This window comes from Oceanobacillus polygoni, from assembly GCF_008304605.1.
Classification (GTDB): Bacteria; Bacillota; Bacilli; order Bacillales; family Amphibacillaceae; genus Oceanobacillus; species Oceanobacillus polygoni.
The window spans coordinates 17413-30426 of record NZ_PIJY01000010.1; the positions used below are offsets into that span (position 1 = coordinate 17413).

A 13014-nucleotide genomic window follows, 5' to 3' on the forward strand; every position below is an offset into this window, starting at 1 on the left:
AAACCACTCCTACTCGCCTAGATTTTTTTCACTTTCAATCATCATCGTTAGCCGTTCCGAAAATTCTTCAGCAGCATTTACTCCCATCCGTTTTAAACGGAAATTCATTGCTGCAACCTCGATAATTACTGCAAGGTTTCTTCCGGGACGTACAGGTACGGTCGCTTTTGGTAAGTGGACATCCATGATTTTCATTGTATCCTCATCGAGTCCGAGACGATCATATTGTTTCTTTTCATCCCAATTTTCTAGATTGATTACCATTGAAATTCTTTTTTTACTCCGAACGGAACCTGCTCCGAATAAGGTCATTACATTAATGATGCCTAATCCGCGAATCTCCAGTAAGTGCTCAATCAATGGAGGTGCATTTCCAACCAAGCTTTCGTAGTCTTCTTGGTGAATCTCTACATTATCATCTGCTACAAGACGATGTCCACGCTTGATAAGTTCCAATGCTGTTTCACTTTTACCTACCCCACTTTGTCCAATAATGAGAACCCCGACACCATAAATGTCGATAAGCACACCATGGATTGCTGTCGAAGGGGCGAATTTTTCTTCTAAATAATTCGTAAGTCTACTGATAACTCGTGTTGTTTTTCGTGGCGAATGTAAAATAGGTACGCCCGCTTTATTAGCTTCTTCAATTAATACTTGTGGAACAGTCATTCCTCTCGTAACAACAATTCCAGGAGTAATATCCGTGCATAGATTTTCTGCCCGGTTTCTTTTTTCTTCATCTGTTAATTCAAGAAAATACGTCATTTCTGTTTTTCCAATCAATTGTAGACGTTCCTTCGGATAGTATCTGAAATAACCTGTCATCTCTATACCAGGTCGAGATATATCACTTGTAATAATCTCCCTATTGATTCCATCCTCACCTGCTACAAGTGTTAGGTTAAAGTTGTCTAATAAATCACTTGTACGAACAATCGCTGCCATAATCTAATGCTCCTCCAATCATTTGGACGCTAACTGATATACATTTTAGCATATGAAACGAAAAAAACGTAGGATGAGACCTACGTTTTTATCTATTTAGTGAATCTTTTACTAAACTATTTAGCAACATATTCAGTAAGGATATAATAATCGCTGCTATCATTGCCGTTCCAAAGCCATCAATTACAAATGAAGGTCCCATCAACACTTGCGTAAGCATTAATGTAATAGCATTAATCACAATCAAGAACAAACCAAATGTAACAATTGTAATCGGCAATGTTAAAATAATCAGAAGCGGCTTTATGAACACATTTAAAATCGATAAAATGAAGCTTGCAATTAATGCTGTTCCAAAGCCATCTAGTTGAAACGATTGAAATAACTGGGCAACAGCAATAAGTGCTACAGCATTAAGTACAAGGGATATAATCCAGCGCTTAAACATCAGTAAATCTCCACGTCTTTCGGTACAATAATCATAGCAATAAGATATGCCACCGCAAATGTCATAAAGCTTGGGATCAGCAATAATATAAATGCTAACCGCAGAATCGTTGCATCAACATTAAAATAGGCACCGATTCCACCAAGAACACCACCAACCATACGATTTGAAGTGGAGCGATATAATTTCTTCATAAACGATCATCCTTCCATATATAATCTTTACCCGTTATGAAATATCGTATAACATATATACGATGTGGAAAGGAAAAAGGTTTCTTTTCTACAGTTCTAATCGCAGTACTTAATGAAAAGAATACCCCACATTTTTTATCCTCATCTCGAAAACACCTTGCTATAATACATATGCAAGGGTGTTTGTCCTAACGTTATTATTTACTTCATTTCATCTCTTTAAACGAACCCAGTATTCACATGAGCTACAAACCTTTAATCAGTATATTTCCAACGATAAAAATGCTCTTTACTAAATCTTTTTTTAATATCGTCCTGTACATCACTTTCTAATTTATCGACATGTTTGAACTGACCAAGAACTCCCGCTGCTTGCGAATCATGAGAAAAGATTGCTTCCATTTTTTTCTCAAAGTAATTCGTAATATCGTTGACTATATCCGGCTTTCCAAGTACATCCATATAATTATTGGAGATCGCCTGTGCCCAAACTTCTGGACGGTTGGCTGTATCCATTAACTGTACAGCTTCAATTGCAGCAGCACCTAATGCGTTATGATCTGGGTGTACCGCATAATCAGGATAATGTGTAATCACAAGTGTTGGCTTTAGCTCATCGAGAATCTGCTTTAAATGTAAAGCTACTTCTCGTATGTCTTCAAATTCTAGCGTTTTATCACGGTACCCAAGCATTTTTAGATCCATGTCGAGTATGTGGCAGGCATTAAGCAGCTCAGCCTTTCGGATTTCGGGTAATGTTTCACGATTCGCAAAGGGGGGATTGCCCATGTTCCTTCCCATTTCTCCTAGTGTTCCACAAAGATAGGTCACTGGAACTCCTTCTTCTCGAAATTTTAAAATCGTTCCTGCTGCTCCAAATGATTCATCATCTGGATGTGGATAAATTACAACAACACGCTTTTCCATGTCTATTCACCTAATTTCAATTATTATTTTTTCATGAATGAATGTAGTTGATTCTTGATCAACAGATATAAACTGCGAACTAACTGCTGAGGTATGTGTAAGCCCGGACTGGTCTGAATAAAGGCTTGGTTCCAGCGTATTTCTCAAAAAAATTAGTGAGCCAGTACTAGCGAAGTGTATTTCCGGAGCGGGTATACGCTCTAACTAGAATTGCACATTATATCACAGTGTCCTTCAACTACTAAGTTTAATAGTTAAAAGGAGTTTCGCTGATTTGTAAAGAAACCATTAATCTACCTTCGCGATCATGCCCGGCAAGCAATAGTTTCGTATCTTCATGCATGGTCCAATCCGTTAAACCCTCTGCATAAATCCAACCCATCTCCATTTTTAACCCAGCGCGATACACACTTCCGTCTCCAACAATCTTTGCTTGCTCAAATGTTACTTGTGCATTACGCATATATACACCAACATTATAAGCTGCTTTATTTATATGGTTTGCATACGCTCCATTCGTTGTCTCCAAATGAACATAAACTTTTTTATTTGTATACTGATTTAGAATATGTTGTACGTTATCGATCTCTATCGGCTTCATTTTACTATCCTCCAATTCTCTATTTCTACTCTACCGAAACCTTGATAACACGTCAAATAGGGAGCTTGCATGCTCCCTATTTATGTATAAAAAGGCAATGAGCTAAGACTCACTGCCTTCTCTTTCATTACTTCGTGCTAATTTTTTCTTTCTCCGCAAGCATGGCTTCCATACGACTTGTATCACGTTCAAGAACTGTCTTCAAATATTTACCTGTATACGATATGTCCGCTTGTTCAGCAATTTCCTCTGGAGTTCCTGTTGCAATAATCTGACCTCCGCGAGCTCCTCCCTCTGGTCCAAGGTCAATAATGTGATCAGCAGTTTTTATGACATCTAGGTTATGCTCGATAATTAAAACAGAATCACCATTTTCTACTAACCGTTGTAAAACTACTAGGAGCCGCTTAATATCATCAACATGTAAACCAGTTGTCGGTTCGTCCAGAATGTACATTGATTTTCCGTTCGAACGCTTATGGAGCTCACTTGCCAATTTGACTCGCTGTGCTTCTCCACCTGATAACGTTGTTGCTGGCTGTCCTAACGTAACATACCCTAAACCAACATCATAAATGGTTTGCAGCTTCCGCTTAATTTTTGGTATTGGTGCAAAGAATTCCAAAGCGTCTTCAATACGCATATTAAGCACATCTGCTATACTTTTCCCTTTATATTTCACTTCTAAGGTTTCACGATTATACCGCTTTCCATGACAAACCTCACATGGAACATAAACATCAGGCAGGAAGTGCATTTCGATTTTAATAATGCCATCTCCTCGACATGCCTCACAACGTCCACCTTTTACATTAAAGCTAAATCGACCTTTTTTATAACCTCGAACTTTTGCCTCATTCGTTTGTGCATAGACATCCCGGATATCATCAAACACACCTGTGTATGTTGCCGGATTAGAACGCGGTGTCCGTCCAATTGGGGATTGATCAATATCAATCACTTTATCAATATGCTCGATTCCTTTCATTTTACGATGTTTTCCAGGCTTATGTTTTGTTGCTTTATAAAGTGATTTGGATAGTGATTTATAGATAATTTCGTTTACAAGTGTACTCTTCCCTGATCCAGAAACCCCTGTAACAACTGTCATTAATCCAATTGGTACACTAGCAGAAACATTCTTTAAGTTATTTTCCGTTGCACCAAGCACTTCAATCATCCGCTTATCGGCTTTACGACGCTCCATTGGCAATGGAATGAAATCCTTTCCAGATAAGTATCTGCCTGTTAAGGAGTCTGGATTCTTCATTACATTTTCTGGTGTATCACTATCAACAATCTCGCCACCATGCTGGCCGGCACCAGGTCCAATATCAATCAACCAATCGGCTGCAAACATTGTATCCTCATCATGCTCAACGACAATTAGCGTATTATCCATATCTCGCATTCTTTTTAGAGTTTCGATTAAGCGATCATTATCTCGTTGATGCAGCCCAATGGATGGCTCATCTAGGACATAAAGCACACCAGTAAGTGCAGAGCCAATCTGTGTCGCAAGTCGAATTCGTTGTGCTTCTCCACCGGAAAGTGTTCCTGCAGTACGTGCAAGTGTTAAATAATCCAATCCGACATTATTTAAAAATTCGAGTCTGTTATCGATCTCTTTTAAGATCATTTTAGCAATTTGCTGTTCCTTTTCCGTAAGGTCTACTTTCTTAAAGAATTCCAACGCTTCTGCAATGGAAAATTTAGTAACTTCACTAACATGTAAACCATTAATCAAAACAGCTAATGCTTCTTGCTTGAGTCGGTGTCCTTTACATTTCGGACAGTTTTTTTGAGCCATATATTTTTCAAGTGATTCACGAATAAAATCAGAAGAAGTTTCTTTATAACGCCGTGCTACATTAGGAATTACACCTTCAAAAAGGATATCATTATCACGTATATTACCAAATTCATTTTCATAATAAAAATGGATTTTTTCTTTTCCACTACCATATAAAATCTTATCCATTTTATCTTCTGGAATATCTTTAACTGGTGTATCCATATCAATCTCATAATGGTTACATACGCTCTTCAAAAGCTGCGGGTAGTATTGTGAACTAATTGGCTCCCAAGGCGCAATCGCGTGTTCATTTAATGTTTTATCCCAATCTGGGATGACCAAATCAAGATCAACCTCTAATTTTGTCCCTAAACCATCACAGCTCGTACAAGCACCAAACGGACTGTTAAAAGAAAACAGTCGGGGCTCTAATTCACCAATGGAAAATCCGCATATCGGGCATGCGTGAAGCTCACTGAAAACAAGCTCCTCCCCATCGATAATATCAACAATGATTCTTCCTTCACCTAATCGAAGTGCAGCTTCGATGGAGTCACTTAATCGTCCAGCTACACCTTCTTTTACAACAACTCGATCAATCACCACTTCGATCGAATGTTTTTTATTTTTTTCCAATTTGATTTCATCCGTTACTTCTCGCATCTCTTTATCGACACGAATACGAACATAACCTTCCTGCTTCAGCTTTTCTAATAATTTAACATGCTCCCCTTTTTTACCCGAAACGACTGGTGCAAGAATTTGTAGCTTCGTTCGTTCTGGGTATTCCAAAATTCGATCAACCATTTGTTGGACGGTTTGGGAGCTAATTTCAATCCCATGCTTTGGACAGGTTGGTCTTCCGATTCTTGCATATAATAAACGCAAATAATCATAAATCTCTGTTACCGTACCTACGGTTGACCTTGGGTTATTGCTAGTTGTTTTCTGATCAATTGAAATTGCAGGTGACAACCCTTCAATGGCATCTACATCTGGTTTATCCATCTGACCAAGGAACTGTCTAGCATATGCGGAAAGTGATTCTACATAGCGTCTTTGTCCTTCTGCATAAATGGTATCAAATGCTAATGAGGATTTCCCCGAACCGGATAAACCCGTTAAGACTACAAGCTTATTTTTAGGTATTTCAATATCAATATTTTTTAAATTATGTGCACGTGCACCCTGAATTTTAATTGTTTTATTAAGCATGAACTGCTCATCCTTCCGCTTTAAGTTCAAAGATCACATCACGAAGCTCTGCCGCTTTTTCGAAATCGAGTGCTTTGGCAGCTTCTCTCATTTCTTTTTCCATTTGTTCTAATACCTTGGTTTTCTCTTTCTTTGTCAATTTCGTCAAGCTCTTTGTAGCTGTTTCATATTTTTCTTGATCTTCTGCAGCTATTGTCGCTTTTATTACATCACGAACTTCTTTACGGATTGTTTTTGGTACGATGTTATGCTTTTTATTGTATTCCATTTGGATACGACGTCGACGAGTTGTTTCATCCATCGCGACCTGCATCGAGTTTGTAATTTTGTCCGCATACATAATAACTTGGCCATTTTCATTACGTGCAGCTCTTCCCATCGTTTGGATCAACGAACGTTCTGACCTCAAGAAGCCTTCTTTATCTGCGTCGAGAATTGCAACAAGTGAAACTTCGGGAATATCCAATCCTTCACGTAATAAATTTATCCCGATGAGCACATCGTATTTCCCTACACGGAGATCACGAATAATTTCAATTCGTTCCAACGTTTTAATCTCTGAATGTAAGTATGCCACTTTTATTCCAATTTCTTTCAAATAATCCGTAAGATCTTCGGACATTTTTTTCGTAAGTGTCGTAACAAGGACACGCTCATTCCGGTCTGTTCGTATGTTAATTTCTTCTATCAAATTATCGATCTGACCTTCAATCGGTCGCACTTCAATTTCAGGGTCAAGTAATCCAGTTGGTCGAATAATTTGTTGGGTCATCACTGGATTATGCTCTAATTCATACGGACCTGGTGTTGCCGATACATAAACGAGTTGTTTTGTTTTCTCTTCAAATTCACCAAATTTCAGCGGACGGTTATCCAATGCTGATGGAAGCCTGAATCCATGATCAACAAGTACTTGTTTTCGTGCTTGGTCCCCATTGTACATTCCTCGTATTTGGGGTAGCGTTACATGTGACTCATCGATGATGACAAGAAAGTCTTTCGGAAAGAAATCAATCAATGTATATGGCGTTGCGCCCGCTTCTCTTAATGTTAAATGGCGCGAGTAATTTTCAATTCCGGAACAGAATCCCATTTCCCGCATCATTTCCAAATCATAATTCGTTCGTTGCTCCAAACGCTGTGCTTCGAGCAGCTTATTGTTATCACGTAGTTCTTTCAACCGATCTTCTAATTCTTTTTCAATATTTTTAATCGCAACTTTCATCTTTTCTTCACCAGTTACGAAGTGGGAAGCCGGAAAAATCGCTACATGTTCTCGATCACCAATAATTTCACCAGTTAGTGCATCTACCTCTCGGATTCGATCAATTTCATCTCCGAAAAATTCTACCCGGATACAATGCTCTTCTCTTGAAGCGGGAATAATCTCCACCGAATCACCACGAACCCTGAACGTCCCACGCTGAAAATCGATATCGTTACGCGCATATTGAATATCTACCAGATTACGGAGGAGCTGATCACGGTCCTTCTCCATCCCCATTCGTAATGAAAGCACCTGGTTACGGTATTCTTCCGGATTACCTAAACCATAAATACAAGACACACTCGCAACAATTAACACATCATTTCTTTCAAAAAGCGCAGAGGTTGCAGAGTGACGTAATTTATCGATTTCATCATTAATGCTCGCATCTTTTTCGATAAACGTGTCTGTCGATGGCACATATGCTTCCGGCTGGTAATAATCATAATAGCTTACAAAATACTCGACAGCGTTATTTGGAAAAAACTCTTTAAATTCACTGTATAATTGTCCAGCTAATGTTTTATTATGTGCAATCACAAGGGTCGGACGATTGATTTCCTTGACAACATTGGACATTGTAAATGTTTTTCCCGTTCCTGTTGCACCAAGTAAAGTCTGATGTCGTTGCCCTGCAAGAACCTTCTCCGTAATCTCCTTGATTGCATTTGGTTGATCTCCAGCTGGTTTATAGTTGGATACAAGTTCAAATTTTTCTTCCACAGCTATTTCCTCCGTTCCGTTCTAAACCTCATTATCATATCTAATTATACATTTTAACACAAAAACGAACAAGTATTCGACTCTTTATCTTTTTCATCTTATAATATACTACCCGTTCATTAATTCAAAAAATCATTGTCTTTTCATAAAATGGAACTTTATTCCAATAATGCGTAATGAAGACAAATCCACTATTTCAAATTACCAAAAAGTGTGAGACGTTCATAAGAACATCTCACACTTTTATTTGTTGAGGATCACGAGCTCTTTCGAGACTTCTTTTGCCTGTATGGAGCGGTCGCGAATAACAAACCAAGCTCGTGGTGGTCTCCTTCATAAAAAGCACCTTGGACAAAGCGGTTTTCACCTTGATCATCCAGTACCTCCAGCTTAAAGAATGCTCCAGTTGATTGTAACGCTTTATAGAATTGATCCTCTGTTGCGATTCTTTGCCCATTCACTTTCACAATGGTCTCACCGATAAAGATTTCTAATCGTGCAGCAGGTGTTGCTGGAATAATCCCAACAATGGTTAAACCATCTTTCAGTTGGCCAAAAAACGGTCGTCTTAATCGATCACCAACACGGTATTTATAGTTCAAAAATTCCTTTCCAATAATCGCAAGGATTACTGCGACAATCGATAAGAATGGAATAAATATACTCCCAGCAGCAATGATTAAAATTCCAATACCTAATAATGCATTGAATTTGGATATTTTTTGGACGGCATGTACTGGAAAATGCCCTTTCGCCAAGTAATCAAAACCAATTAGAAACGGGATAAGAACCATACTATAGGATTCTTCACCAATCGAAAAATATGGCCACCATGGCGCAAATGGTGTAATCAATCCATTTGGTAAAATGGCAAAGAACGGAATCAAACTTAATTTTTTTATATGATGCTGGCCAACCCATGCACCACGATCACTTAATGCAATACTTGGAAATGTTTCATTACGTTTTATTTTTAGAATTAAAATAGATTCGACTATAATCATAATCCCCAAAAGCAATGCAATTGCTGAAAAATTAATAGTTGAAAAAAAATCTATATCCACAATAATCGTTTGATTCTCTAATACTAGTGGTAAAATAAACAGGAGTAAAAATGTTATTCCAATGGTATAGGTCGGTGATAACAATGAAAAGCGCATTGTAAGTGATAATACAATCGTAACAATAGCTAATAACAAAATCATTTCATAGCTAAAAACGATACCTGAACCAATTGTTATAATGGATATAACAAATCCGAAAACAAGTGATGTTCCCAACGTGTTTTTCCACTCTGAAAACACATCAAATATTTTAACTCCGTAATCCAAGCGTTCTTGCTTAATTCGTCTATAGCCTGTGATAAATAACAATAAAATAGTCCAGTATACCAATGGGTTGATAAAAAACCTACCGATTCCTTTTAATAACTCAATCAACCATGCTTCTGCCAAATTTGTTCACCTTCTTCAATATGTATTGCCTTTCTTTATATATTCGATAATTATCGACCAATCTCCTGCTTTTCTTTTTAATTGACAGAACAATACGTACATATCCAGTAAGAGGACTAGCCTGCCAAAATTTTGTCGTTCTTATCATTAATATGAAAATCCACGAGTAAAACCCGTGGACTTTTCATGCACTGTATTAATATAATGCTTTCAACGCTTCTTCCATTTGTTTATCATCGTCACGGTTCCTTATTTTCTCAACAACCTGTGCTTCCAGTAATCCAGCTGTATCCTCATCAACTTCACCAGTAACTGTTAAATCATTGGCAGACTGGAATGCAGAGACCGCTTCTTCCGTTTCTTCACTATAATAACCATCGGTTCGATCTGTATCATAACCTAAACCAGATAACATCACTTGCAGATTCGCAATTGCTTCATCTGTTTGATCGAGCTTCAAGGCTTCTTCTTCTATTTGCACTGGATGAGTGTAATAATATTCAGGTTGTTTCACCTCGATTGTTGGTTCAACCCCTGTTTCATTAATCCACTCTCCACTCGGTGACAGCCATTTGTACGTTGTTAATTTAATCGAACTTCCATCTCCTAATGGTACAGCTTGTTGAACGGTTCCTTTTCCATAACTCGTTTCTCCAACAACATCATAATCTAATTCTTGCAATGCAACAGCTAATATCTCAGAAGCTGATGCACTACCCTCATTTATTAAAACACTAATTGGGTATTCTTTTTTCTCCGTCAATTGTGAATGATAGGCTTCACGCTCTCCATCACCATTTTCAATTTGTATATAAGGAATATCTTTAGGGACAAATAGCGATAGAATGTCTTCTGCTACATCGAGAAGACCACCTGGGTTTCCTCTGACATCAATAATTAGCCCTTCTATTCCTTCCTCTTCCAAAGCTGTTAATTGTTCTTCAAATTCAATAGCTGTTTTCTCCGAAAAATTCGTAATTTCAATAATCCCAGTTTGTTTTCCATCCACTATTTCTGAGCTACTATATACCGTTTCCACTGGAATCTCATCACGAACAATCGTGACCGAAAATGGGTCGGAAACACCAGCACGTTGTATTTCTAATACAACCTCTGATCCCTTTTCCCCGCGAATTTTAGCAACAGCTTCATTCAAGTTTAACCCTTCCAAGTTTTCTCCATCTACGGTTAATACTTGATCATTTGGACGCAAGCCTGCCTTTTCAGCTGGGGAATCCTTAATTGGCGCTACAATGGTAACAAGTCCGTTTACCATACTAACCTCTGCACCAATGCCTTCAAATGATGATTCGATTTGATCGGTAAACTGATTTACTGTTTCAATATCCATATAAGATGTGTGTGGATCTTCTAAGGTGGAAAGCATACCTTCAATCGCACCTTCAATTAACTGCGTATCTTCCACTTCTTCCAGGTAATTTTGTTTGATTAACGAATAGGCCTGGTTAATTTTATTTAAATTAGCCGAAGACTCTGGTGCTTCTGTCCCCTCATTTGTAGAATCATTATTCGTAATTTGATTCGCACCTTGTTCCGTCCCTGCATCTCTAGATTGTGCAAATTCAACACCTGCATAAGCACCTGCGAATCCAAGAAATAAGGCAGCGACGAAAATTAATGCAATTTGAGACTTTTTCAATTTCATTTTTCCACCTCTAATTTAAAATTGATGCCATGTAATAGTATATGGATCTACCGAAAGATTTACGAATAGTATTAGCATAACATTTTATTTTGTGATTGACTATGGATTTAACCTCGGCCTAAATCTACAATCAATCTATAGATAGTAAAAAAGCATACCTAGCTGGTATGCTTTTAAAAAGTTAATTAAGGTAATTCATCGGATTCGCTGGATTTTTGTATCCGCCTGGGTGAACTTCGAAGTGAAGATGTACACCAGTAGATGTACCAGTTGTTCCCATAACACCAATCTGTTGTCCCTGACTAACAGTTTGTCCTGAAGAAACAGCGATGCTACTTAAATGTGCGTATAACGTTGTATATGTTTTACCATTAATAACATGCGTAATCATAACTGTGTTTCCAAATCCGCCCAATGTTCCAGCGGTTGAAACAACACCATCTGCAGCTGCTAAAATCCGAGCATCTGCTGAACTTCTCTGTCCAAAATCAGTTCCATTATGTGGTCTTACCACATTGTGAACCGGATGCATTCGATTTGGGTTATAGGAAGAAGTTACTGGACCACTTGTCGGTCTGATGAATATTGCATTTCCACTAGGAGCTGGTGTTGGTGTGGATGCAACTGTTTCTGAACCGCCAGATGAACTTGAACCACCTGATGAACCTGAACTACTTTGGGAAGCTCTTTCTTTAGCTGCCTTCTCTTCGGCAGCTTTTTGGCGAGCTGCTTCCTCTTTAGCAAGCTGTTCTAAATTTCCCTTTTCTTGCTCATATTGTTGCTTTGCTAGTTTAATAGCTTTTTCCTGATCGTTCAGGACTTTCTGTTCATCTTCAATGCTCATTTTATACTCTTCCAAGTCTTGATGCTCTTCTTCGAGCTGTGCCATCAATGTTTCTTTCTCTTTCATTTGATCCTTTAACTGGCCTTCTAATGCTACAAGCTCTTGTTTTTGATTTTCAAGTGATTTTTTCTGATCTTCAACTGCAACTTTTTTCACTTCTACTTCTTCTTTACTCGCTTCTACTTCTTTTTTATTTTCCTGGAGTACTTTCTTATCAGCAGCTTGTGCTTCCATGATCGTTTTATCTGAATCCATGATTGTATTTACTGCAGATGTTCTACTAATAAAATCTCCAAAACTACTTGCACCGAAAATAACTTCCATATATTTCATATCGCCACCATTTTGCTGAATGGTACGAAGACGTTGTTTCAATAATGCATCACGTTTTTCAATTCGATCTTCTAAAATCTCAATCTCTTCTTTTAACACTGCAATTCTCTCTGTCAATTCATTAATTTTATTCGTTAATGTTTCAATTTCATTATTTGTTTCGGTTATCTCATTTTCTTTTTGATTAATATCATTTTGCGTAGTAGATAACTCTTCATCAATAGAATTAATTTCCTGTTCAACTGAGCTCTGCTCAGATTTATTTTTACTTATTTTATTTTCTGTGTCCTTCTTATTACCTTCTAGATTACTTTTTTCTTCGCTCAATCCAGACTGTTCTTTTTCTAAATCATTTATTTTCTTCTCTAAATCACCAATCGATTCCGCAGATACATGGAGCCCACTAGTTGATACTGTCATTAATGTCAAAACTCCGATAAGTATACTTGAAGCTACTTTTTTCACTCGTATTTCTCCTTCACCTAATATATTGCAAGTTCCTTCTTGCTTCTATGTAAATTCTAGTTGCCTAGGTATCCTGTGGTTTACTAACTAAATCGCTCATCCAACTCGATGATTCAAATCGTATTTAGCTTCTA

At 37.8% G+C, this 13014-nt stretch carries 10 protein-coding genes; all 10 read right to left on the minus strand.

Annotation, left to right across the window (positions count from 1 at the left end; all coding sequences use genetic code 11):
* Positions 1 to 9 precede the first annotated feature (9 nt).
* The 10 genes from hprK to F1560_RS03915 all read right to left on the minus strand — a co-directional run bounded on the left by hprK (position 10) and on the right by F1560_RS03915 (position 12880).
* Positions 10 to 948, minus strand: a complete 939-nt coding sequence (hprK, locus tag F1560_RS03870; RefSeq protein WP_149473329.1) for an HPr(Ser) kinase/phosphatase — start codon at positions 946 to 948, stop codon at positions 10 to 12.
* Between the two features lie 88 nt (positions 949 to 1036).
* Positions 1037 to 1396 (minus strand): phage holin family protein, encoded by a 360-nt coding sequence (locus F1560_RS03875; RefSeq protein ID WP_149473330.1) that lies wholly within the window; start codon positions 1394 to 1396, stop codon positions 1037 to 1039.
* Complete coding sequence (locus F1560_RS03880; protein ID WP_149473331.1) at positions 1396 to 1590, minus strand: PspC domain-containing protein; 195 nt, start codon at positions 1588 to 1590, stop codon at positions 1396 to 1398. Before F1560_RS03880 ends, F1560_RS03875 begins: the two co-directional genes overlap by 1 nt.
* A 255-nt stretch (positions 1591 to 1845) precedes the next feature.
* On the minus strand, positions 1846 to 2517 hold the full coding sequence (gene bshB2 / locus F1560_RS03885) for a bacillithiol biosynthesis deacetylase BshB2 (RefSeq protein WP_149473332.1): 672 nt from the start codon (positions 2515 to 2517) through the stop codon (positions 1846 to 1848).
* A gap of 247 nt (positions 2518 to 2764) precedes the next feature.
* The gene (locus tag F1560_RS03890; RefSeq protein ID WP_149473333.1) at positions 2765 to 3118 is read right to left on the minus strand and encodes a YojF family protein; all 354 of its coding nucleotides are present in this window, start codon (positions 3116 to 3118) and stop codon (positions 2765 to 2767) included.
* Positions 3119 to 3245: 127 nt separating this feature from the next.
* Positions 3246 to 6128 (minus strand): excinuclease ABC subunit UvrA, encoded by a 2883-nt coding sequence (uvrA, locus tag F1560_RS03895; protein ID WP_149473334.1) that lies wholly within the window; start codon positions 6126 to 6128, stop codon positions 3246 to 3248.
* 7 nt (positions 6129 to 6135) lie between these two features.
* Positions 6136 to 8118 (minus strand): excinuclease ABC subunit UvrB, encoded by a 1983-nt coding sequence (gene uvrB / locus F1560_RS03900; RefSeq protein WP_149473335.1) that lies wholly within the window; start codon positions 8116 to 8118, stop codon positions 6136 to 6138.
* A 257-nt stretch (positions 8119 to 8375) separates the two neighbouring features.
* Entirely contained in the window at positions 8376 to 9572 is a 1197-nt protein-coding gene (locus tag F1560_RS03905) for a PDZ domain-containing protein (RefSeq protein WP_149473336.1), read from the minus strand.
* A 196-nt stretch (positions 9573 to 9768) separates the two neighbouring features.
* Entirely contained in the window at positions 9769 to 11238 is a 1470-nt protein-coding gene (locus F1560_RS03910) for a S41 family peptidase (protein ID WP_149473337.1), read from the minus strand.
* 181 nt (positions 11239 to 11419) lie between these two features.
* Entirely contained in the window at positions 11420 to 12880 is a 1461-nt protein-coding gene (locus tag F1560_RS03915) for a murein hydrolase activator EnvC family protein (protein WP_149473338.1), read from the minus strand.
* Between the last annotated feature and the right edge of the window lie 134 nt (positions 12881 to 13014).